At 64.2% G+C, this 23736-nt stretch carries 21 protein-coding genes; 9 read left to right on the top strand and 12 right to left on the bottom strand.

The genetic code is table 11. From position 1 onward, the window contains the following. Positions 1–44: 44 nt before the first annotated feature. A complete protein-coding gene (locus C493_RS18755; protein ID WP_007261068.1) occupies positions 45–1400 on the bottom strand; it encodes an MmgE/PrpD family protein in 1356 nt (451 codons plus the stop codon). A gap of 468 nt (positions 1401–1868) precedes the next feature. Here C493_RS18755 and C493_RS18750 point away from each other — a divergent pair, with 468 nt between their 5' ends. Genes C493_RS18750 through C493_RS18740 form a run of 3 tightly spaced genes read left to right on the top strand, consistent with a single transcriptional unit; the run spans position 1869 to position 4434 of the window. Next, positions 1869–2864: a hydroxymethylglutaryl-CoA synthase family protein gene (locus tag C493_RS18750; RefSeq protein ID WP_007261067.1), complete on the top strand. Its 996-nt coding sequence runs from the start codon at positions 1869–1871 to the stop codon at positions 2862–2864. Next, on the top strand, positions 2861–3280 hold the full coding sequence (locus C493_RS18745; protein WP_007261066.1) for a Zn-ribbon domain-containing OB-fold protein: 420 nt from the start codon (positions 2861–2863) through the stop codon (positions 3278–3280). Before C493_RS18750 ends, C493_RS18745 begins: the two co-directional genes overlap by 4 nt. Further along, the gene (locus tag C493_RS18740) at positions 3277–4434 is read left to right on the top strand and encodes a thiolase family protein (RefSeq protein ID WP_007261065.1); all 1158 of its coding nucleotides are present in this window, start codon (positions 3277–3279) and stop codon (positions 4432–4434) included. Before C493_RS18745 ends, C493_RS18740 begins: the two co-directional genes overlap by 4 nt. 60 nt (positions 4435–4494) lie before the next feature. Here C493_RS18740 and C493_RS18735 read toward each other — a convergent pair whose 3' ends face one another. From C493_RS18735 to C493_RS22830, 7 genes are all read right to left on the bottom strand, one after another. Next, positions 4495–5355, bottom strand: coding sequence for an alpha/beta fold hydrolase (locus tag C493_RS18735; RefSeq protein WP_007261064.1), 861 nt, complete (start codon positions 5353–5355; stop codon positions 4495–4497). An 80-nt stretch (positions 5356–5435) separates the two neighbouring features. Next, positions 5436–6023, bottom strand: a complete 588-nt coding sequence (locus tag C493_RS18730) for a flavin reductase family protein (RefSeq protein WP_007261063.1) — start codon at positions 6021–6023, stop codon at positions 5436–5438. Between the two features lie 60 nt (positions 6024–6083). Then, on the bottom strand, positions 6084–7706 hold the full coding sequence (locus C493_RS18725; protein ID WP_007261062.1) for an acyl-CoA synthetase: 1623 nt from the start codon (positions 7704–7706) through the stop codon (positions 6084–6086). A gap of 82 nt (positions 7707–7788) precedes the next feature. After that, entirely contained in the window at positions 7789–9144 is a 1356-nt protein-coding gene (locus C493_RS18720; protein ID WP_007261061.1) for an ABC transporter substrate-binding protein, read from the bottom strand. Positions 9145–9202: 58 nt separating this feature from the next. Further along, a complete protein-coding gene (locus tag C493_RS18715) occupies positions 9203–10369 on the bottom strand; it encodes an acyl-CoA dehydrogenase family protein (RefSeq protein ID WP_007261060.1) in 1167 nt (388 codons plus the stop codon). Positions 10370–10509: 140 nt separating this feature from the next. After that, positions 10510–10950, bottom strand: coding sequence for a hypothetical protein (locus C493_RS18710; RefSeq protein ID WP_394295416.1), 441 nt, complete (start codon positions 10948–10950; stop codon positions 10510–10512). A 340-nt stretch (positions 10951–11290) separates the two neighbouring features. Continuing rightward, entirely contained in the window at positions 11291–11665 is a 375-nt protein-coding gene (locus C493_RS22830; RefSeq protein ID WP_152421208.1) for a hypothetical protein, read from the bottom strand. A 456-nt stretch (positions 11666–12121) separates the two neighbouring features. Here C493_RS22830 and C493_RS18700 point away from each other — a divergent pair, with 456 nt between their 5' ends. From C493_RS18700 to C493_RS18690, 3 genes are all read left to right on the top strand, one after another. Then, on the top strand, positions 12122–13225 hold the full coding sequence (locus tag C493_RS18700; RefSeq protein WP_007261057.1) for an amidohydrolase family protein: 1104 nt from the start codon (positions 12122–12124) through the stop codon (positions 13223–13225). Next, positions 13225–13614: a metal-sulfur cluster assembly factor gene (locus C493_RS18695; protein WP_007261056.1), complete on the top strand. Its 390-nt coding sequence runs from the start codon at positions 13225–13227 to the stop codon at positions 13612–13614. The genes C493_RS18700 and C493_RS18695 overlap by 1 nt, the downstream gene beginning before the upstream one ends. A 158-nt stretch (positions 13615–13772) precedes the next feature. Continuing rightward, complete coding sequence (locus C493_RS18690) at positions 13773–15350, top strand: class I adenylate-forming enzyme family protein (RefSeq protein ID WP_007261055.1); 1578 nt, start codon at positions 13773–13775, stop codon at positions 15348–15350. A gap of 8 nt (positions 15351–15358) precedes the next feature. On the opposite strand, the gene C493_RS18685 is transcribed toward C493_RS18690, so the two are convergent. Further along, entirely contained in the window at positions 15359–16585 is a 1227-nt protein-coding gene (locus C493_RS18685; RefSeq protein ID WP_007261054.1) for an acyl-CoA dehydrogenase family protein, read from the bottom strand. 87 nt (positions 16586–16672) lie between these two features. Then, positions 16673–17671, bottom strand: a complete 999-nt coding sequence (locus C493_RS18680; protein WP_007261053.1) for a TIGR04024 family LLM class F420-dependent oxidoreductase — start codon at positions 17669–17671, stop codon at positions 16673–16675. Between the two features lie 130 nt (positions 17672–17801). On the opposite strand from C493_RS18680, the gene C493_RS18675 reads away from it, so the two are divergent. Together C493_RS18675 and C493_RS18670 are read left to right on the top strand one after the other, a co-directional pair. After that, complete coding sequence (locus C493_RS18675; protein ID WP_007261052.1) at positions 17802–18587, top strand: enoyl-CoA hydratase/isomerase family protein; 786 nt, start codon at positions 17802–17804, stop codon at positions 18585–18587. Between the two features lie 74 nt (positions 18588–18661). After that, on the top strand, positions 18662–19837 hold the full coding sequence (locus C493_RS18670; protein WP_007261051.1) for a CaiB/BaiF CoA transferase family protein: 1176 nt from the start codon (positions 18662–18664) through the stop codon (positions 19835–19837). Positions 19838–19933: 96 nt separating this feature from the next. Here the strand turns inward: C493_RS18670 and C493_RS18665 are convergent, their stop codons facing one another. Then, positions 19934–20995: an ABC transporter substrate-binding protein gene (locus C493_RS18665; protein WP_152421207.1), complete on the bottom strand. Its 1062-nt coding sequence runs from the start codon at positions 20993–20995 to the stop codon at positions 19934–19936. Positions 20996–21089: 94 nt separating this feature from the next. Further along, positions 21090–21875 (bottom strand): SDR family NAD(P)-dependent oxidoreductase, encoded by a 786-nt coding sequence (locus tag C493_RS18660; protein WP_007261049.1) that lies wholly within the window; start codon positions 21873–21875, stop codon positions 21090–21092. Between the two features lie 140 nt (positions 21876–22015). Here C493_RS18660 and C493_RS18655 point away from each other — a divergent pair, with 140 nt between their 5' ends. Further along, positions 22016–23725, top strand: a complete 1710-nt coding sequence (locus C493_RS18655; protein WP_007261048.1) for an acyl-CoA synthetase — start codon at positions 22016–22018, stop codon at positions 23723–23725. Positions 23726–23736: the final 11 nt, after the last annotated feature.

The following is a 23736-nucleotide window of genomic DNA, read 5'->3' as shown; positions in this document are numbered from 1 at the left end:
CAACGAACCGCCAACGAACCGCGAAGAGAACGGCGAGACGCCGTCTAGAACTCCGCCAGTACCGTCGAGACGTCCGAGACGGATCGGAGGTCGGTAAGCGATTCGAGCGTCGACTCGACCGCGTCGAACCCGTCGACGCGCTCGCCGCACATGCGGTACTTGTCCTGGAGTTCCTCGAGGGAGAGCGGTTCGGCGTTCGTCCCCGGCGGTCGCTCCTGGGTTCGCTCGTACTCCGCACCGGCCGTCGTCGTCACCTCGATCGTCGCGGCGTTCGAGTCGTACTCGAGGTCGGGGTCGACGTCGAACGAAACGCGTTCGCGGATCGCTTGCACGTCGGCGTCTCCGACCCGGTCGTCGTCGAACGCCGCCAGTCCGACGCCGCCGTCGACGAGGGCGCGAGCGACGACGTACTCCATCGAGAACTTGGCCTCGAGCCCCGTCGACGGATCCGCGTGGTGAAGCGCGTCCTCGGCACCCCTGGACGCGGTGACGCGAACGGCGTCGATGGTCTCGGGATCGATCTCGTGCTCCCTCGAGAGTTCGGCCGCGCCGTAGATCGCGGCGTGGGTGTAGTAACAGCACGGGTACTTCTTGACGTCGATGCCGTCGGTCGACAGCGCCCACTCCTCGCCGAGCACCGGGAACCGGTCGCGGTCCGGTTCGTCGCTGCTGTAGAGGTCGAGAAAGCCGCGGTCGCCGGCGACTGCCGACGCGTCGGCGGTGACGCCCTCGGCGGCGAGCAACGCGGCGGTCGTCCCCGACCGCGCGGCCTGCCCGACGTGGACCGGTTTCGTCATCGAGCCGAAGTTGCGCTTGAGGCCGGCGGGCATCGAAGCGGCGATGTTCACCGCGTGGGCGACCTCCTCGGCCGAGAGCCCTAAGAGATGGGCGACGGCCGCCGCGGTGCCGAAGGTTCCGATCGTCGACGTCGCGTGCCACCCGTCCTCGTAGTGGGTCGGACTGATCGGCTGGGCGACGTAGTGTTGGGTCTCGAACCCGGCCGCGTAGGCGGCGATGAGCGCTTCGCCGGTGGCGTTTCGCCCCTCGCCGACGGCCAGAAGCGGCGCGACCATCGGCACGCTCGGGTGGCCGTCCATCACCGGCAACGCGACATCATCGAAGTCGAGACAGTGTCCCGCCGTGGCGTTGACGAACACCGCGTCGGACCGCGGAAGCGAGTCGTCGACGCCGAGAAGCGTCGTGTCTCCGCCGGTCGTGGCGACCGCGGAGCGAACCCGTTGGGCGGTGTCGGTCGTCGAACCGGCGAGCGTGACGCCGACGGTGTCGAGTACGGCGCGCTCGATCAACGTGACGGCGTCGTCGGGAACGTCGTCGAACGACAGCGACGCGACGAAGGTTGCGAGTTCCGAGCGCGGGTCGTCGGAAATTTCGGTTGTCATAGTTCGACAGGTGTGAGTGTGTCACATATAGTTTCCCCTCTCGAGGCGGTCGTCCGCCCGCAACCGTCGTCTACGACCGTGATACCGATACTCACGAGAGAGCGTTCGAGCAGAATGTGTGTGATCAGTAACAGCAACCCACACCGTTTTTCTCGAATGGCGGTGAGGCCGATATTTAGCCCCATAACGGACTTAGGCCGTTAATCGAAGCCGAGCGATCTTTCGTGACGAATGCGAACGATGTTCATTGTCAATTATTATCATCCAACGTTTTAGTTGTACCCTGGTCTACGATTCGACCGTGTGGGGTACGGTAGCAGCGCTTATCAGCCCGTAGACGACATCTTCCGGAACGAAATGCGAGACGCGGGATACGTCTCGTCGGGTGGACCCGTACACTTATTATGTCAGTTGACGACGGAGTACTCGTTGAGTGTGCCATGATCTACCAACAGAGGTGTCGACCCGATGGTTGTCGTTGACGGGATCGGCGGCTACGTCCCGTTGTATCGAATCGATCGCGACGACGTCGCCGCACAACACGGCGGTCGCGGACGCGGCGAGAGCGCGGTTCCCGCTCGCGACGAAAATCACGTAACGATGGCGAGCGAGGCGACGACGACCGCCCTCGAGCGATCCGCGACGGCGGCCGAGGACGTCGCGGCGGTGTTCACGGCGAGCATCACCGATCCGTTCGCCGAACACGGCATCGCCGCCCAGCTCGCGTACAGGCTCGGAACGTCGACCGACGTGCGAACCGGCGATTTCCAGGGAAGCGCTCGCGCGGCGGCCGACGCGCTGGTAACGGCCGGCGAGTACGTTCGTGCGACCGACCAGCCCGCCGTTGTCGCGGCAGTCGACGTCATGCCCGTCGAATCCGGCGGCGACGACGAAGCGACGATGGGCGCCGGCGCCGGCGCGCTCGTCCTCCGGCCGGACCGAGACGATCCGATGGCCACCGTCGACGCGGTCGGGCAGGCGACGACGGGCTTTCTCGAGCGCCACCGCGAACACGGCGAGTCGGCCACCGCGGGGGACGCTCGGTTCGAGCGCCGACACGGCGTCGCTCCGGCGGCGTCGACGGCGTTCGACCGGGCGGAGACCGACGCCGACCTCGAGTACGGCGTCGCCAGCGCTCCCGGCTTCCGCCTCGCCCGGACGGCGCTCGAGTCGATCGACGCCGAACGCGTGTCGACGTTCAACGAGGTCGGCTACGCCGGGACGGCGACGCTAGTGCTCGATCTGTGTCACGCGATCGAGTCCGTCGATGCGGGGTCGACGATCGGTGCGGTCGCCTACGGTCAGGGCGGCGCCGACGCCGTCGTCGTTACGGTCGGCGACGGGGCGACCGATCCCGACGGCCTGACCGTCGCGGCACAACTCGAGGCCAAGGAGTACGTCCCCTACGTCAAACACCTCGAGTACCGAGAGCGATACGACTACCAGGGGGTGCCAAACGCATGAGCGGACCGCGATATCACCGAACCAGAGCGCAGGATCAGCGACTGCTGGCCTTCGAGTGCCAGTCGTGTGGCTACGTGTCGTTCCCGGACGAACGGCGAACGTGCAAACGCTGCGGCGACGCGCCGGCGACGTTCGAGGAGGTCCGGCTGGCTGAACGCGGCGAGGTCGAGACCTTCGTCGTCCAGGAGTACCTTCCCGACGACATCGAGGTGCCACAGCCACTCGCCATCGTCGACCTGCCACAGGCTGACGGCGAGGGCGAGTCCGCCCGCGTCTACGGCCTGCTGACCGAGACGGAACTCGACGAGCTGTCGGTCGGGACCGAAGTCGAGGCCCGTTTCCGGGAGCTGTTCGACGACGGCGAGCGGCCGATCAACTCCTTCAAGTTCGCCGTGCCCCGCGAGGTGAAACGATGACCGACGCACACGTCGTGGGTTCGGGCATCATCGACTTCGGGGAGAAGTACGAGTGGTCGTTCGACGACCTCCTCGAGGGCGCCTACCTCGACCTCGTCGAGAGCGTCGATCACGGCATCGAACCGACCAAAGACATCGACGCGATCTGGTACGGGACGCTGGACATCGCGAACGAGGGGGCGTCGGGTGCGTCGGTCGCGCACGCCACCGGCCTCTTCGAGAAGCCGGCGACGCAGATCGTCAACGCCTGTGCGACCGGCAGCGACGCGTTCCGGAACGCGGTCCAGGCCGTCAAAGCCGGCGACGTCGAGGTCGCACTCGTCATCGGGGCGGAGAAGATGCTCGATTCGACCGAGGGGCTCATCGGCGGCGCCGCCTTAGAGCGCCTCTGGCGCGGCCGCGGCGTGACGATGCCGGCGTTCTTCGGGATGCGGGCGACGCGTCACATGGAACAGTACGACACCACCCGCGAGCAGATCGCGGAGGTCTCCGTCAAGAACCACGAGAACGGGACGAAGTATCCCCACGCCCACCAGCAGTTCGAGTGCACGGTCGACGACGTCACGGAGTCGGCGACGGTCTCGTACCCGCTGAACCTCTACGACTGCTGTCCGGTCACCGACGGGGCGTGTGCGGTGCTCGTGACCAACGACGAACGCGCCCGCGAGTTTACCGACGCGCCGGTTCGGGTCGCCGGCTACGGCTTCTCGACGGACTCGTTCATGCGCGGCGACGACCTGGCGCTGACGAACTTCCCCGCCTCGAGGCAGGCCTCGAGTATGGCCTACGAGCGCTCGGGGTACGGCCCCGACGACGTCGACGTCGCCGAGGTCCACGACTGCTTCTCGATCACGGAGCTGATCACCTACGAGGATCTCGGCTTCTGCGAGCAGGGCGAGGCCGGCGCGTTCATCGACGACGGGGTTCCGCACCTCGACGGCGACAAGCCGGTCAACCCGTCCGGTGGGCTGCTCTCGAAAGGGCACCCGATCGGGGCGACCGGCGTCGCACAGATCGCCGAAATCTTCGAACAGCTGCGAGGCGAGGCCGGCGACGTGCAGGTTCCGGACGCCGAGGTCGGCCTCCAGCACAACATCGGGATCGGGCGCAACGCGACGGGTGCGGTCTCCTGCGTGAACATCCTGGAACGGTAGTCGACGCGCCTCTCGTTTTTCACGTCCGTCTCCCCGGCAGGTCCGAGACTGAGACGGCAACTACTCCGTCGCGGACTCGAGGAACGATTCCACCCGTTCGACGAAGTACTCGGGGCGTTCCTCGGGAATCCAGTGGCCGGCCCTCTCGAGGACTTCGCCCTCGACGTCGGTCGCAACCGCGTTCATATCCTCGATCGGAAGGCTGCGAAACGACGCCGCGCCGCCGAGTGCGAGTACGGGCATCTCGAGGGGCGTTTCGGCGTGGACCGCGTTGTTCTCGGCGTCGTCGTCGTACGCGCGGTAGTATTCGAACCCTCCGCGAAGTCCGCCGGGCTGGGAGTAACAGCGGACGTACTCGTCTCGGGCGTCCGAATCGATCGCGGCGGGGTCGTACGCGCCCTCCTTGTAGAACCACTCGAGGTACATCCGTTCCCGGCCGGCGACGAGGCGCTCCGGCAAGTCTCGCACGCCGTGAAAACGGGTGTGCCAGAAGTGGCGCTTTTCGTCCTCGCGGACGCCCGGGAGTCCCGCCTCGAGAACGCAGAGCGCGGCGACCTCCTCCCGATACTGGGCCGCGTACGCGTAGGCCGTCGGCATCCCCCAGTCGTGGCCGACGAGCGCGATGCGCTCGTCGCCGTGTCCGAGCGCGTGAACGAGTTCTCGAACGTCCGTCGCGACGGTGTCCTTATCGTACCCCGACGCGGGCGTTTCCGAATCGCCGAGCCCCCGCAAGTCGGGCGCGATGACGGTGTGTTCGGCGGCGAACGAGGGGATCACGTCCCGCCACTCGTACCAGGTCTGGGGCCACCCGTGGAGCAAGACCAGCGGCGGTCCCGACCCCGCGGTGACGTAGTGTATCGAAACGCCGTTGACGCGCTCCGTTCCGTGCGTTACCTCGTCGGTTACGTCCGAACCAGACATGTGCTACCCGTTGGCACGGATGTAGTTCACTCTTTGCATTCTCGAGGGCGGTCTCGAACCCTCGAGTCCTCGAACGGAGATCAGTCCGGTCGCTTCATCTCGAATCGATCGTCGACCCCGTCGTAGAACCCGCCGGAGAGGCGTCCGATGACGTCGAGTTTCGTCGTATCCACCTTTCCGTCCGTCGTGACGTCGTCGCGGACGTGGACCGAAACGACCTCGCCCAGAACGAGCGAGTTCGAACCGACCTCGAGGACGTCGTACAGTACGCACTCGAAGGCGGCGGCGACCCCCGCTACTCGAGGGGGCTCGACGCGCTCCGAGGGCGCTCGCTCGACGTCCGCGGCGTCGAACTCGCTCTCGGACGACGGCAGTTCGGCGCTCGTTCGATTCATCGCCTCGGCGAACTCGTGGGTGACGAGGTTGACGACGAACTCCTCGGTCTCTCGAACGTTGGTCGCAGTGTCCGTGAGGCCGTCCGGTCTGTCGATCGGAGCGAACATGAGGATCGGCGGATCGACGCTGACGGCGTTGAAGAAGCTGTAGGGAGCGAGGTTGTCGACGCCCGCGTCGCTGCGGGTGCTGATCCACCCGATTGGGCGGGGAACGACGAGCCCGGTCAGGGTGCGGTACATCGAGTGCGTGTCGTCGCGCGGATCGATCTGCATCGGTGGTCCTACTCCGATCCTCACGGAGCGGAGCCAAACGAGTTTCGGTCCGCGGGCCGCTCAGTCCGCGAGTTCGGCGCGTTTGATCTTCCCGCTCGCCGTCTTCGGCAGTTCGTCGATGAACGCGATCTCGCGCGGATACTCGTGTTTCGAGAGCTCCTCCCGGGCGAAGTTGCTGAGTTCGTCCTCGAGCTCCGGGGACGGCTCGTGCTCGCCGACGAGGGTCACGTACGCCGCGACGATCTCGCCGCGGGTGTCGTCGTCCTTGCCGACGACCGCCGCTTCCTCGACGGCGGGGTGGTTCAACAGCGTCTCCTCGACTTCCTCGGGGCCGATACGGTAGCCCGAGGAGATGATGACGTTGTCGGCGCGGCTGACGTACCAGAAGTAGCCGTCCTCGTCCCGTCTGGCCAGGTCGCCCGTCCGCAGCCAGAGCCCGGTGAACGTCTCGAGGGACTGCTCGGGACGCCCCCAGTACGAGCCCGTCGGAGCCTCGTCGCGCTTGATCGCGATTTCGCCGACCTCGCCCTGTTCGACTTCGTTCCCGTCTTCGTCCAACAGGGCGACCTCGGCGCCGGGAAGGACCTTCCCCATACTCCCGGGTTTGACCTCCCAGTCGTCGAACGCGTAGTTGCAGACGACCATCCCGCCCTCCGTGAGGCCGTAGGAGTCCTGTGGCGGCGCGCCGAGGCCGCCCTCGCACCAGTCGACGGTGTCCTGATCGAGCGCCTCGCCCGCCGAGATCAGCACGCGAAGATCGATATCGTACTCTCCCAGGTCGATCCCGGCGGCCCGGGACTGTCGAAGCGCCGTCGGCGGGATCATCGCGTTGTCGACGTCCCACTCTTCGAGGGTTTCGAAGAACGTGTGAGGATTGAACTGGCCGCGGTAGCAGCCGATCGCCGTCCCGCGGATGCCCGACATGATCGTCCCCATGTTGAGGCCGTAGGACCACGAGGGCGAGGCCGCGACGAGGTAGACGTCGTCGGGACGCAGGTCGACGACGTACTCCGTGAAGGCGTAGAGTTCGACCGGGCCGCGGTGCGGACTCAGCACGCCCTTCGGCGATCCCGTCGTCCCGGAGGTGTAGGTCAGCGTGAACGGATCGTTCGGGTGCGTCTCGACCGCCTCGAAGGAGTCGTCACAGGACCTGACGGCGTCGTAGTCGTCGACGGTCGCCGACCCGTCGACGGAGCCGCCGTCGACCGTGACGATCCGCTCGAGCGCCGGCAGATCGGCGTCGACGGTTTCGCAGCCGTGTTCGGTCGTAAACAGTACTGACGTCCGCGAGTCCTCGAGGCGATAGTTCAGCGCGTCGGGTCCGAAGACGGGCGCCAGCGGGAGGTAGATTCGACCCGCCTTGATCGTCCCGAAGACGACGGCGTACAGCTCGAACTGGGTGGGCAGTTTCGCCCCGACGCGAGCGCCGCGGTCGGTGTGTTCCACCAGGTAGTTCGCGACCCGGTTGGCGGCGGCGTCGAGTTCGGCGAACGTGTACGTCTCCGTCTCGCCGGTCTCGAAGTCCCGGATTCGCAGTCCCGTTTCCGACGAGTCGCCGTGGCGGCCGAGCGCTTCGGTGGCGAGGTTGAGCGATTCCTTGCTCCCTACGTGGACGTGTTCCTCCCAGCCGGCCTCTTTGTCGTGCAGGTCCGCGACGGCTTCGTATGCGCTACCATATGACATGTGTTACAGACACATTGTCTGCAGGTATAGATGTTTTGTTCGATACGATCGCGACCAGCGAAGTGGGGCTCGACGCTGGAAATCAGTAGTTCGCGTCCGCTTTGACGTCCTCGAACCGCCGTTCGAGTTCGTCCATCCCCCACTCGTAGACGTCCTCGGGATCCTCCTCTTCGACGATGAGGCGGTTGATCATCTGGGAGTCGATGTCGAACGACAGCAGGCCGAGCGTCTCCGGCGTCGTCGGGCTCTCCGGATCCGATACCTGCGGTGCGATCTCCTGCAGGAGGTACTCGTTGCGCTCGAGGAAGTAGCCGTCGTCGATCTGGAACACGTCGGCGCTGCGGTACTCCTCGTGTTCGAGGATGGATTCGTACGGCGGCAGGAATCGCATCGGCTCCATCAAACTGACCTCGATGTGGCGCTCCGGGCCGTACATGTACCGATTGAAGTCTTTCGCGCCGTCGGTGTGGGTCGCACCCTCGAGCACCGGCGCGCCGGTCATCGTGACGAAGCCGCGGACGTCCGGATCGACGCCCTCCCGGTGCGGAACGACCTCCTGTTTCGTGTTGAGCGCGACCTCCTCCGCACCCGCGTTGTAGGCCGCCGAACAGACCCACGCGTTGAGCATGATACACTGGCCGAGACGGCCGCTGGCCCAGTACTCGATCGTCGTCCCGTAATCCAGACTCGACGGGTCGGGCGAGTACTGGGCGAGTTCCTGTAGGAACTCGAAGACGGCCAGGACGTCGTCTTCGTCGTAGGCTAACTCGACGTCGTCGCCGTTCCATCGAAACCGGTTGCCGCCCGCGTTCGCGAGCCAACACGAGAAGTCGGCGTCGGGTTTCCCCTCTGGGCCGGCCGCGAGTCCGAACCCGCGGACGTCGTTGTCCATCTCGTCTATCGCCCGCGCGTTCTCGAGGAGGTCGTCCCACGTTTCGGGGACCTCGAGGTCGAGTTCCTCGTAGAGGTCCTCGCGGTACTGCAGACACCCGATGTACGGTCCGTGTGGAATATTGACGATCTGGCCGTCGTCCGGCTCGAGGAGGTATCGAAAGACCGGCTCGCCCCACTCCTCCTCGAGGTCCTCGAGGACGTCGCTGACTTCCGCGAGCTGTCCCTGGTTGACGAGATCGCCGATCTCCGGGAGGCTCGCGTGGAAAATACCGGGCGGATCCTGCGCCTGCATCAGCGTCGCGAGCCGCTGTCGCCCGACTTCGTCGAGTCCGGTGTACTCGTGTTCGACGGGGAGACCGTACTCCTCCTCGTAGCCGGGGATGAGGTCGTTCTCCCAGTACTCTTGCCACTCGTCGCTCGACAGGTCGGTGAGTATGTGCAGTTCGTCGTCGTCGGAGCCGCCGACGCAACCGGCTACGAGGCCGGCCCCGGCGACGCCGAGCCCGCCGAGCGCCTCGCGGCGTGTAATGGTACCTATTGGCATCCCATATCGGATATCACGACAGGAGGTAAAACTGTTTTCCTGCGTGACTCGTGTCGGGCTAATACGACCGTGGGAGTCCGAGGTGGTGCTCCGCGATGTGGTTTTTCGCCATCTCGTTCGAAACCGGCACGGTCTGTGTGAGCCGCGAGTTCTGCCAGATCTTGTACACCTCGTACTCCTCCGTGAAACCGTTCCCGCCGTGGGCCTGGATCGCTCTCGAGGCCGCCTCGGTGCTGAACTCGCTCGTCAGGAGTTTCGCGGCGTTGGTCTCCATACTGCAGTCCTCGCCGGCGTCCCACTTCGCGGCCGCGCTGTAGGTGAGCTCTCGAGCGGCCGTGAGTTTGGCGTAGGACTCGGCGAGCGGGTGCTGGATCGACTGGTGGGAGCCGATGGGCTGTCCGAAGACGTCGCGGTCGTTCGCGTAGTCGACCGCGAGGTCGACCGCGCGCAGTCCGCCGCCGAGCGCGCTGGCGGCGCCGGCGATGCGTTCGGTGTTGAGGGTGTCGAACATGAGTTTGAATCCGTCGTCGACCGATCCGAGAACGTCGTCTTCGTGAACGCGGAGCCCGTCGATGGAGACCTGATACTGGTGTTCGAACCACGGCACCGCCGTGTCGAGCGTCGACAGCGAAATCGCGTCGCGCTCGGCCGGATCCGAGACCAGAAACAGCGTGCCGCCGTGAACGGGGTTCGACGGATCGAACGGCGACGTCCGGGCGACCAGCAGCATCTCGTCTGCGGTTTCGACGCTGCTGATGAACGTCTTCTCCCCGTGGATGACGAACTCGTCGCCGTCTCGAGAAGCAGACGTCTCGATCGAGAGGGTGTTCGTCCCCGCGTTCGCTTCGGTCAGCCCCATACAGAACTTCATCTCGCCGTCGACGATCTGGGGAAGATACGTCGATTTCTGCTCGTCCGTGCCGTGTCGCTGAATGCTGATCCCGCCGAAAACGGGCGTCAGGATGAAGATGATGCCGCCCTGCCCGCCGCCGCGTGCCAGTTCCTCGATGACCATCGCCATCTCGTGCATCTCCATCCCCTCGCCACCGTACTCCTCGTCGATCGCGACGCCGAGCCAGCCGTTGTCGGCGAGTGCCTCCCAGTATTCCTGGGGAAAGCGTTTCTCCTCGACGTGTTCTCGCCAGTAGGCCGAATCGAAGTCGGCGGCCAGGTCCCGTACCGAATCGCGGATCAGTTCGTGGACGTCAGTCTCGAGAGTGGGCATACTACTTCCTTCGCGAGCTACTGTATAAAACGAACGTGTATCAGGCTAGTACAGTATCGGAAAGGAATGCGAACTCGCGTTCGGTGATGGTGGCTACTGGCCGTCCTCTTGATCGTCGCGGCTCGCTCGAGGACAGCGATCTATAACGATTTGATCTGATCGAACCGTCCCTCGATTTCGTCCTGTATCGGGAGGATTTCTTCCCAGTTGAACCAGACGACGTCGTCGGGGCTTTCGACGTAATCGAACCGCTCGGTGATCTCTTCGGGCGGACCCTCGAGTTGCACCGGGTAGTTGTGGCCGAGCGACAGGCTGACGGCGTTCTCTCGTTCGTAGATGAAGTTGAGCAGGTCGTACACCTCCTCTTTCATGTCGCTTTCGTCGACGATTGCGAATCCGGTGGCGTAGGTGAGACAGCCTTCCTCCAGGATGACGTAATCGACGGGATTTCCGTCCTCCATGAGCGTTTCAGTTCGACCGCCCCACCCCTCGACGAGGTGTGCCTGTTCTTCCCGAAGCAATCGCATCCACTCGTCGCCGGCGACCCAGTACGTGAAGACGTTCTCGTGTAGCTCCGCCATCTCGTCGAACACCTCGTCGAACAACGCCTCGTCGGTGGCCGCTTCGCCCGGGTCGAGACCGAGTTGCGCGCAGGTGTTCGCGAACCGTGCGAGAGCGTTGTCGTGGAGCGTGAGTTACCCCTCGTGCTCCGGATCTTTGATATCCTCCCACGAGGTCGGCTCCGCGTGTTCGGTGTTGTACGCGATCCCCTGGGAGTTGTTGTAGTAGAACGCCCCGTAGTCGTGGCCCTGGAGAAACGGCGCCTCCTGCCAGGAGTCCTTGATGTTGTCGTATAGTAGTCAGTGAAAGTCAATGCACACCCGATCGCAGGGCGACGTCGCGATCGGTGTGTAAATCGTTTCACTGACTACTATAGTTCGGAATTTCGCCGAAATCGATCTCGGTGAACAGTTCCTCGTCGTACAACAGGCTGTGCTGGGCAAACGCTGCGGGGACGGGGTTCGTGAAATCGAACTCCTCGGGGTTCGCGTCGATGAGTTCGAGCATCTCGGTATCGTCCGCGACTTCCTGGTGTGTCACCTCGATATCGGACTCCTCGGACCACTCGGCCATCACCTCCCGTTCTGCGTCGTGCGTGGCACCACCGCGGCTAATATAGGCGATCGAATCACCGCTCCCGCCGACGCAACCGGTCACCGCAATCCCGCATGCTACTGCGCCGGTTCCTAGCAGCTGTCGCCGCGTTACTGACTGTTGATTGTCAATATCAGCCATGGGGAGAGGCACCATATGTTATCATATAAATCTATGTCTGGTGAGCGGGGTGGAGACTATCGGTTACCGGCCACCAGTACGTATCACTGGTTTGTCAGGACCGATCGGATAGCGTGTCGAAACACCTCACTCGAGTCATAGTAGCCACTGAAAGTCAATGCACACCTGATCGCAGTACAGCGTTGTGATCAGTATGTAAATCATTTCAGTGGCTACTACAGACCCCCCTGCCAGAGATGGCCGCCGCTGAACGTCACTGCACAACTGACCGACAGGCAGCGTCGCGACCAGTGTGTGGTCTGGTTCAGTGGCAACGATACCGGACCGGTCATTCATTACAGCCCTCCAATAGCTATTTAATGACAGGAGTGGTCTACTGTGACTCATGGTACCTAACATCATGATAAGGATCGAACCGTCGAGCGGACGAACCGTACTCGCCGGAGGAGAGACTACATGATCGACCTCGAGGAGACGTTCGTCTACGACGCCGTAACCCACGCGTACAACCTGGAACCGGCGAACTATCGGAACGAGCAACACGCCGAGGGGATCACGGAGATGCTCTACGGCACCGTCGACGGCGTCATGCCCGAAGAGTACAGCCTCGAGCCCGAGGGGTTCGTTCGCGACTGGAGCGTCGAGGAGACGGCGAACATGCTGTTCCGGGAGAGCTACACGGACATGTCGACGTTCCATCCCGTCCCGATGTACGCGTTTCACGACGGGCTGGTCGCCAACGAGAAAGCCGGCGACGTCGTCGATCGTTGGCCCGACCGGTTTCGATCGTACGCGGCCGTCGACCCGCTTCGAGACGAGTGGGAGGAAACGCTCGAGGAACAGGTCGAGTCGTTCGATCCGATCGGGGTCAAGCTCTACCCGTCCCACTGGAGCGCGGACCACCACGAGGGCTGGAGCATGGGCGACCCCGACGTGGCGTTTCCGGTGTTCGAGAAAGCGATCGACCTCGGTATCGACCTCATCGACATCCACAAAGCGATCCCGTTCGGGCCGGTTCCGCGCGGGCCGTACCATCCGCGGGACGTCGACGTCGCCGCCGAGAGTTTCCCGGACCTCGACTTCAGCATCGTCCACGGCGGGTTCGCGTTCACCGAGGAGACCGCCTGGCAGCTCGCGCGGTTTCCGAACGTCCACGTCAACCTCGAGGGCGTGCCGCCGATCCTGCTCGGCAACGAGCGCCGCTTCGCGGAGATTCTGGCCGAACTGATCAGCCTCGTCGGCGAGGACGGGATGGATCGGCTGTTCTGGAGTTCGGGCGCGATGTCGGTCCACCCGAGACCGCAACTCGAGGCGTTTCGCGACTTCGAGTTCCCGGACGACGTTCGGAAGAACACGAGCACGATGGGCGAACTGCCACGGCTCACCGACGAGCACAAACGGAAGATACTCGGCGAGAACTACGCCGAACTCATCGGGCTGGACATCGACGACGCGCGGTCGCGAATCGACGGCGACGAGTTCGACCGACATCGAAGCGAGGACGGGCTCGCCGAACCGTACTCGACCACGGACGCCATCGAGGCCGAGGAGGTGGCCTGATGGACGAAGCCCGCGTTCGCGAGCGACTCGACGAGATCGTCGATCCGTGTAGCGCCGCGAACGGAACCGACCTCAGCATCGTCTCGATGGGCCTGATCGACGAGATCGAGATCGACGACGGACACGTTACCGTCTCGATGCACCTGACGTCGCCGTTTTGCATGCAGATCCCGTTTTTCATCGACGAGGTCGAGGATCGCGTCGGGTCGATAGAGGGCGTCGACGCCGTTTCGCTCGAGACCGACTCGGGGATCAACTGGAGCCAGAACATGATGGACGGGGAGGCCCGTCGGAAACGCGAGCAGCGAAAGCAGGCCCGCGTAACCCAGTATCAGGAGCGTGAACGAGGACAGTCCCGCGTTCCGAGCGGCGGCGAGGAACGGTCCTGATACCGGCGATCCGCCGTTCTTCGTTCGTCGGCTCTCGTTTATCGGTCGTCATCCATCGACCGTCGTCCATCGGCCGTTCCACGTCCGCCGTTTGTCAGCCGAACCGGCACAACGTGTTGACCGTAATACCTATGGCGGGATGTGTGGTTGTAACTCTCATGCAAGGACTAACCCTTAGCTGGCTCGCCGAGCGGAACGCGTACAAGTTCCCGGACAAGGAGGCGATCGTGATGACGCCCGTCGACGGGGGACGGACCGCCATCACGAACGACACCTTCGACAAGCGGATCAATCAGGTTGCGAACGGCCTGCAAAACCGCGGCATCGAACGCGGCGACAAGGTCGCCGTCTACACGACGAACTCGATCCCGACGCTCGAGACGTACCTCGGAGCGATGCGAATCGGCGCGTTGCCGGTCCCGGTCAACCACCGGTTTCAGGCCGAGGAGGTACAGTACGTCCTCGAGGACTCCGACGCAGAACTGCTCCTGTTCGACGATCACGCTGCGGAGATCGTCGACAAGATCCACGACGAACCGACGGTGCCCGACGAGACGCTGTTCTACGGGACGGACCGACCCGACTACGCCGACGATTACGTCGACTTCCGCGAGCAGTCCGGCACCAACTCCGTCGAGATCGCCTCTTCTCGGGTCGACGAGGCAATGTTGATGTACACCTCCGGGACGACCGGCGATCCGAAGGGCTGTCTGCTCACCCACGACAACATCATCCAGATGACTGTCAACGGGATCGTCGAGAAGGCCCTCGAGGGACGCGACGTCAACGTCGACGGACGCGGACTGATCGTGACGCCGCTGTTTCACATCGCCGCGTTCGGGATGTTCGTCAACAACTACTACGCGGGTGCGACGACCGTCCTGATGGACGGGTTCGAACCGAACCGTGTCATGGACGTGATCGAGGAGGAGGCGGTGACCTCCGGCTTCTTCGTTCCGATGATGGCGCGAGCGCTGCTGGCGGTCGACGACTTCGACGAGTACGACCTCTCGGCGTTCGAGGAGTTCGGAATCGGCGCCGCACCGTCCGGGCGGGAACTCAAGGAGACGATCTCGGAGGCGTTCGACGCCGACTTACAGGAGGCGTTCGGCCAGACCGAGATGTCGCCGACGACGACGTTCCTCCAGCCGAATCAGGCGCTCGAGCACCCCGACAGCGTCGGCAAACCGGTTCTCAACGTCCTGCTCAAGGTCATCGACCCGAAAACTCGCGAGGTGGTCGAACCGGGCGAGATCGGCCAGGTCTGCTACCGCGGCCCGACGATGTTCAATGGCTATCACGGGATGTCAGAGAAGACCGACGAGGTGTTCGACGAGGAGGGCTTTTTCGTCTCGGGCGACCTGGTTCGCCAGGACGAAGACGGCTTCGTCGAATTCGTCGGTCGGGCCGACAACATGATCATCACCGGCGGCGAGAACGTCTATCCGGCCGAGATCGAGGAGACGCTCCACGAACATCCGGCCGTCGACGAGGTGGCGATCGTCGGCGCGCCCGACGACACCTGGGGCGAACGAATCAAGGCGGCGATCGTTCCCGTCGACGGCCAGGAGCCGTCCGCCGAGGAACTCCAGGCATACGTCGGTGACCGACTCGCGGACTACAAAAAACCGAGAGAGTTCGTGTTCATCGAGTCGCTGCCGCGGAATCCGACCGGAAAAGTGCTCAAATCGCCCCTCGAGCAGGAGGAGGGCCAACTGGTTGGCTGGGAGTCCTGATCGGAAGATCAGGTTTCGACGCCGTACTGTTTTGCGATCGTGTTGAGCTGGATCTCGTCGGTGCCTTCGACGATCCGCTGGATTCGCGCGCGGTGGAGGTGGTTCATGTACGGGTTCTCCTCGGCCAGTCCGTTCGCGCCGTGAATCTGGACGACGTCGTCGGCGATCTCCCAGACGGTGTTCGTCGCGAACCACTTGAGGATCGACGACTCGGCGATCGCTTGCTCGCCCTGGTCGAGCAGCCACGCGCATTTGAGGCCGACGGTGTCGGCGGCAAACGCGTTCGCTCGGCCGCGAGCGATCTTGTGGGAGACGGCCTGGTACTTGCCGATGTTTTCGTCGAAGGCCTCCCGGCTGTTGGCGTACTCCGTCGCCTCGTCGAGGAGCCACTCGGCGTGGCCGACCGCCGTCGCGCCGATCTCCACCCGACCGAGGCCCAGAAACGACATGGCGTCGTAGAAGGCGGTGTCGACGTTGCCGAGCACGCGGTCCTCGGCGAGACGAACGTCGTCGAAGTGAACTTCGGCCTGGACCCCTTCCGCGCCGACGGCGTTGTTCAGCGAGCCGATCTCGTATTCGTCGGGCTCGACGATGAAACACGTGATGCCGCCGTGTCTACCGGCTTCCTCCTGTGGCGTCGTCCGCGCGAACACCTGGATAAAGTCGGCGTAGGGCGCGTTCGTGATCCACTGTTTCGTCCCGTTGAGCACCCACTCGTCGCCGTCCTTCTCGGCGCGAGTTTCCATGTTCGGCGAGTCCGATCCCACGCCCGGCTCGGTCTGACCGAACGCCGTCGACTTCTCGCCGCGCATCGCCGGCTCGAGGTATGTTTCGACCTGGTCGCCCTCAGCCTGGGCGAGCAGGGGTTTCGGACCCTCCGGGCCGGCGAGGACGTTCGTCGCCAGCGGAACGTCGGACTTCGCGACGCGTTTGTTGGCTCGGTACCAGGTGATCGCGGAGACGTCCTGACCGCCAGCCGATTCGGGCATGTTCATTGCGTAGAACCCCGCCTCGGCGCTCTTGCGTCGAACCTCCTGTTGGGCCTCGACGACCTCGTCGGTCAGTCGACCGTCCGGCTCGTGGCCGAGTCGGGGATTCGTCAGCGTCTCGCCGAGTTCGTCGGCGATCGGCTTGACTTCCTGTTGGATGAACTCGTCGATGTTCTGGAGGATGAGCTCCGTCTCCTGATCGACGCCGAAAGAGACGCCTGGACTACTATCTACTGATTTCGCCATTAGTGGCTACACGTTGTCGAAATAAGCATATAAAGATCACTGCTTCGTGTAAAAATTCTGTGGTTAACGGCGAGGTGGATGATCCGCCTACGGCGCGAGGGCCTCCATCGTCTCGTGGATCTCCTCGGTGGTCGCTCCGCGCGGGAACGAGACGTAGACGGCGTCGACGGCGTCGATCTCCTCGAACTGCTCGAGTTGGGCGCGAGCGTCGGCCGGCGTTCCGGCCGCACCCATCTGGTCGCGGAGTTCGGCCTTGACGAGCTCGACCGCGTGGTCGCGTTCGTCTTCCTGCCAGGAGTCGTGGATCTCGTGAGCGAGGTCCTCGTACCCCTGCCGAGCGAGGTTATCCCGGTAGAACGTCCCCATGCCACCGATGTAGAAGGCGATATGCTGGGCGACGAGGTCGTTCGCCCGCTCCGCGTCCTCGAGCGCACAGCATCCGACCGACAGAGTGACGCGGAGGTCGTCGACGTCACGGTCGCCGAGGTCGGCCCCTCGCTCGAGGTCCTCGAGTCGGTCTTCGATGCCGCCTCTGGTGTAATTGACCGCGTGCCAGCCGTCGGCAAAGCGACCCACCAGTTCGACCGCCTTCGGGCCGAGCGCCGCGGCGTCGATCGGCGGAATCGGGTCGGGCGCGCCACACCGTAGTTTGAACCCGTCCAGATCGAAGTATTCGCCGTCGTACTCGACGATCTCGCCGCTCAGCACCTGCTTGACGACCTCGATCGTCTCCCGCGTTCGGCGGAGGGGGTTGCCGAACTCCATGCCGTGCCAGTTCTCGATAACGATCGGTCCGCTCGGGCCGACGCCGAGGCGGAACCGGCCGTCGGTCGCCTCCTGTAACGTCGCCGCGGTCTGGCCCAATAACGCGGGCGAACGCGAGTAGACGTTGACGATGCTCGTTCCGAGGCCGATCTCGTCGGTCCGTTCCGCCGCCGCGGTAATCGCCGTGACGGCGTCTCGACCCCACGATTCCGGGAACCACGCTCGGTCGTATCCGAGTTCTTCCGCGGCGATCGCCTGCTCGACGAGCGCGTCGAGCGTCGGCTGTGCACCGACTGGCAAAAAGACGTCTCGGTCTGTCATACGTCAGTATGGTTGCAGACGGACCGTATAAAACTATACCCGCACGACGGAACGGACCACGTCACCGCGGTTCACCTCACAGTGGCACCCATCGGCATAATTATATGCTGTCACGAAAACGTGTACCTGTATGCAGGAATCGTTAGATACGACGACGGTTGCGTTCGACGAAGACACTGGCGTTGGCCGCGTGACCCTGAACCGACCCGACGCGCTCAACGCACTGAGCGGGCAACTGCGCGACGACATCATCGAGAGCCTTCGACTGCTCGAGGACCAGAACGACGAGGAGATCGCACTCAGAGTGGTCGTCCTCGAGGGCGCGGAGGGGAACTTCTGTGCCGGCGCCGACATCACCGAGTTCGACGACGCCGCCGCCGGCGCGAGTTCCAGCCGGGACCACTACCGGTTTATCCGCGACTTCCCGGCGCCGGTCATCGCGAAGATCGAGGGCTACTGTCTGGGCGGCGGCCTCGAGACGGCGATGGCCTGTGATTTCCGGTTCGCCGACGAAGACGCGCGCCTCGGACTCCCCGAGGTCGATCTGGGAATCATCCCCGGCGCCGGCGGCGTCCAGTACATCGCGAAACTGGCCAACCCGGCGGCGGCCAAGGAGATCGCGATGACGGGCGAGCACATCAGCGCGAGTCGCGCGAAGGAACTCGGTATCGTCAACCGCGTCCCCGACGACGTAGAGGAGACGACCCAGGAGTTCGCCGAAACGATCGCCTCGAAGCCGCCGCTGGCGATCCAGGCGATCAAAGACTCCGCCCGGATGGCAACCCAGTCGACCCTCGAGGAGGGCATCGAGTACGACAACACGGTGTTCGAGCCGCTGCTCGCGACCGAAGACCACGAAGAGGGCGCTCGCGCGTTCGCCGAGGACGACTACGAGCCGGAGTTCAAAGGGCGCTAACGAGCCGCACAACCCCCCGTTTTCGACCCGCCAGCAATCCCTACGTTGAAGTACCGGAACGTGTATGGTAAACTATGCAACTCGACGGAGTACGCATACTCGACCTCACGCGCTTGCTTCCGGGACCGTACGCGACCCAGTTGCTCGCCGACTCCGGCGCCGAAGTCATCAAAGTCGAAGACACGGGTGCCGGCGACTACGCCCGCCACGGGCAACCGCGCTCCGAACGGGACGTCGGCGCCATCTTCGAGATGGTAAACAGGGGCAAAAAGAGCGTCTCGCTCGATCTGAAATCCGACGAGGGAACCGAGGCCTTTTACCGGCTCGTCGAATCGGCCGACGTCGTCTTCGAACAGTTTAGACCCGGCGTCGTCGACCGGCTCGGAATCGACTACGAGACGCTTCGCTCGTACAACGAGGAGCTGATCTACTGTTCGTTGACCGGCTACGGACAGGACGGACCGTGGGCGGATCGGGCGGGCCACGACCTGAACTACGTCGGACTGGCCGGGCTGCTCGATATGACCCGCGAATCCCCCGAAGACAAACCCCAGATGCCCGGCTATCCGATCGGCGACATGGGCGGCGGGCTGTTCTCCGCGTTCGCGATCACCGAAGCGCTGCTGTCGCGCGAACTCGGCAACACCGGCGGCGAGTACATCGACGTCGCGATGAGCGACGTCGTCGCGTCGTTCTCGCAGTCGGTGACCTATCAGGCCCTCACCGGCGACCCCGCCGAACCGCGTCCCGGCCAGACCGCGCTGTCGGGGACGTTCCCCTGGTACGACAGCTACGAGACGGCCGACGGCGAGTGGGTGACCCTCGCCGCCCTCGAGCCGAAGTTCTGGCGCGCGTTCTGCGAGGCGGTGGACAAAGAACACCTCATCGACGCCCACGAAGACCACGATCCGGAGACGTTCGCGGCCGTGGCCGAAGAGCTCGAGGCCCTGTTCGCAGAGCGGACCCGCGAGGAGTGGGAGGACGCCCTCGGCGACGTCGACGCGGCCTTCGGCGGCGTCTACAGCCCCGCGGAGATGGTCGAGCATCCGCAGCTGAACGCGCGCGACCTGGTCGAACGCCCCGACGACGCGCCGCCCCGAATCGGCTTCCCGGCTCGCTCGAGCGAGACGCCGGCGGAGACGAACGAAGACCTGCCCGCCCAGGGCGAACACACCGAGTCGCTGCTCTCGGCGGTGGGATACTCCGACGGGGAACTCGAGGAGCTTCGAGAGGCGGACGCGATCCGGTGACGCCCACGTCGACTCGGTAGAAACGAGACGTCGACGTTCGAACCGGTCGCTCGAGGGCGTGGGTCGCCCAAAAACAGGGCCTCGGCGGCCGGGAGGTTAGCTTCCGCGTATTTCGTCGAACGCCTGCGAGATCTCTTGTTGGTGTGGCAACACCACGTCCCAGTCGATCCACGTCAGATCGTCCGGGTGTTCCGTATAATCGGGCAACTCGGTGATCTCGTCGGGCGGATCTTCGATCGGGATCGGATAGTCGATGTTCGTCGACAGTTCGATCAGGTTCTCCCGTTCGTAGAGCCAGTTGAGGAGTTCGTGAACCGTCTCTTGATTCTCGCTGCCGTCGGGGATCGCGTACCCTTCGCTGTGGGTGACGGCACCCTCTTCGGGGATGAAGTACTCGATCGGTTGGTCGTCAGCCTGCAGCGAGAGGACTCGACCGCCCCAGGCCGAGGAGATGAGTGCTTGCTCTTCGCGCAGGAACTGCATGTGTTGGTCGCCGGACGCCCAGTACTGGAAGACGTTCTCGTGTTGGTCCTCGGCTTTCTCGACGATCGCGTCGAAGACGTCTTCGTCTCCGATTTCGTTGATGTCTTCGCCCGCGGCGGCCGCAGCGTTGGCAAATCGTACTTCCGCGCCCGCGAACAGCGAGATCTGACCCTCGTACTCGTCCTGTTCGATTTCCTCCCAGGAATCGAACTCGTCGACTTCTTCGGTGTTGTACGCGAGCCCCTGGGTCGAGATGTACCGGTAGACGCCATCCTCGTGGTCCTCGAGGAACGGGACATCGTGCCACGGATCGTCGATATTGTCGTAGTTGGGAATCTCGCCGTAATCGAGATCGGCGAGGATATCCGCGTCACGAAATTGTGCGAATCCGTTCGGCGAGGGGTTACAGAGGTCGATCTCGCCGGGATTTCCCTCGAGGACGCTGAGCATCTCCGCGTCGTCCGCGACCTCCATGTGCTGAACGTCCACGTCGTTTTCCTCTTCCCACTCCGTTACGACGTCTCTGAACGCATCCTGCGTTGCACCACCGCGTCCCATGTACTGTATCGTATCGCCGCTGCCGCCGAGACAGCCGGCGATTGCGACACCGGTCGCAACCGCACCGGATTGAAGCACCCGCCGGCGAGTGACGGGTGAAGTGTCATGTCCTTCCATGCCAGGATATAAAACAGAACGCGAGTTAATAGCCGTTGTGTTCGAGTGACCGCTCGAGAGCGGTAAGATAAAAACGGAACGTGTTCCGAAGAAGTCAGAACGAGAAGAGGTCGACGCCGCCGGTCACGCCGATGATCTGTCCCGTAACGTAGGAGGCCTGTTCCGAACTGAGGTAGGTGACCATGTCCGCGACGTCGTCCTCGCTGCCGAGTTGTCGCATCGGCGTCGCCTCGGCGATCCGGGCGAAGTAGGGGTCGACGTTCTCTCGGAGTTCGTCGGGGTCCATGTCCGACCACTCCCCGACGACGATATTCGGCGCGATGATGTTCGACGTGACGCCCGACTGAGCGCCCTCTAGGGCCATCGTCTTGCCGACGCCGATCATCGCCGCCTTCGTCGCCGAGTAGGAAAACTGCCCGAAGCCGCCGTACCAGCCGGCCATCGACGACATGTTGATGACGCGACCCCAGCCGCGTTCGCACATGTTCGGGAAGACCTCCTTGCTGATGTTGTAGGTTCCCGTGAGGTTGATTTCGACGTCGCGGTCCCAGACGTCGTCGTCGAAGGTGGCGATGCGGTCTCTCGCGTCGACCATCGCCGCGTTGTTCACGAGGATGTCGACGCCGCCGAACTCGTCTCTGACCTCGTCCATCGCCTCGCTTACGTCGGTTCGGTCCGTGAGGTCGCACTCCACCGCCAGGGCGTCGCCGCCGCCGGCGGTTTCGTTGATCTCTTCGGCGACGTTCTGGGCTCCGTCGACGTCGACGTCCAGCGGAACGACGTTGACGCCTTCCTCGGCGAGCGTTCGGCAATCTGCACCACCAATTCGGCCGCCACCGCCCGTGACGACTGCAGTCCTATCGGTAATACCTAGGTCCATTCCATCTCGTGAGTTACTGTCTACCACAATAACAGTTACCCTTTCGGAAATTACGGGAGTGTCTCGTGTTGTCGCGCGGCCCGCACTAGTGCGTGTGACGGTAACTCTTAACACAACAGTCCACATTGCTGCTGGTACGCATGAGAGACGATCGCGACGTCGAGCCGCGCCTGGACGCCTATCGGTTCTTCCGCGAGGAGTGGGACGACTACGAGGACCTGTACGAGTCCTTCGAGTGGGAGATCCCCGAGACGTTCAACATGGCGACGTACCTCTGTGAGCGATGGGCGACCGGCGAGGGCCGTCCCGCGCTCGTCGATGCCTCGAGCGAGGGGGCGAGCGACGGGTCGGCGACTCGGTACAGCTTCGACCAACTCGACGAGTACGCGACCCAGTTCGCGCGCGTCCTCGCGGACCGCGGAATCGAACGCGGGGATCGGATCGCCGTCAGCGGTGCCCAGCGGGTCGAAACGCTCGTCGCACACGTCGCGGCGTGGAAACTCGGCGCCGTCTCGGTTCCGCTGAGCGTCCTCCTCGGCCCGGACGCGCTGTCGTTTCGCCTCGAGGACAGCGAGGCGAGGGCGTTCGTCGCCCACGACGACAGCCTCGAGGCGCTTCGCCCCGTCGCCGGCGACCTCGCGGCGCTCGAGTCGACGTTCGTCGTCGGTGAGGCGACGCCGACCGACGAAGAGGAGGCATTCTGGGACGCGCTCGAGGGACGGGCGTCGACGTTCGAGACCGTTTCGACGTCGGCGACCGATCCGGCGATGATGATCTACACGAGCGGGACGACGGGGAATCCGAAGGGCGTGGTACACCCCCACCGCAGCATGCTGGGCGCGCTGCCGGCGGTGTTGCTCGGCCAGTACAACCTTCAGGTGCGCGAGGACGACGTCAACCGCACCGTCGTCGAGTGGTCGTGGATCGGGTCGCTGTATCTCAGCCTGTACCCGGCGCTGTACTTCGGGACGCCGACGGTTATCGACGCGGGCGGCGAATTCGATCCCACGCGGGAGTTCGAACTGATCGACCGGTACGACGTGACGATGACCGGCGGCCCGGCGACCGCGCTTCGGATGCTAATCCAGTCCGACCGCGCCGGCCGGTACGATCTCTCGAGCGTTCGCGTCATCGTCCAGGGCGGCGAAGCCCTCGACCGAGACACGGCCACGCGACTGACCGACGTCTTCGAAAACGCCGTCGTCCACGAGGTCTACGGGCAGACCGAGGCCCTGCAGTTCGTCGCCGACTGCACGGCGCTCGGCGTCGGCCACGAGTTCGGCAAGATGGGGGTCGTCGCACCCGGACACACCGTCCGCGTTCAGGACCCCGATACTGGCGACCCCGTAGCCCGCGGCGAGGTCGGCGAGATCGCACTCGAGTACGACGGCAATCCCATGTGCTTCGACGAGTACTGGAATCGGCCGGACGCGAACGCCGAAAAGGTGCAAAACGGCTGGTTGCGAACCGAGGATCTGGGCGTGTTATCCGAGGACGGCTACCTCTCCTTTCGGAGTCGAACGGACGACGTCATCATCAGCTCCGGCTACAAGATCGGCCCGCGGGAGATCGAGGAGTGTCTGGCCGACCACGACGCGGTCGCCGATTCCGGCGTCATCGGCGTCCCCCACGACACTCGCGGCGAGATCCCCAAGGCGTTCGTCGTGCTCGCCGACGACGCCGACGCCACCGACTCGATGCGAGAGGCGCTCCGGGATCACGTCCGCTCCCGGCTGGCGAAGTACCAGTATCCGCGCGCGATCGAGTTCGTCGACGAACTGCCGAAGACGACGACGGGGAAGGTTCGACGCCTCGACCTGCGCGAGCGGGAGGGACTCGAGTCGGCCTGACCGTCCTAACC

The sequence above is a fragment of the Natronolimnohabitans innermongolicus JCM 12255 genome (assembly GCF_000337215.1).
GTDB classification, from domain to species: domain Archaea; phylum Halobacteriota; class Halobacteria; order Halobacteriales; family Natrialbaceae; genus Natronolimnohabitans; species Natronolimnohabitans innermongolicus.
Note: the sequence above shows the minus strand (reverse complement) of the source record. Positions and strands in the feature narration are given on the sequence as shown.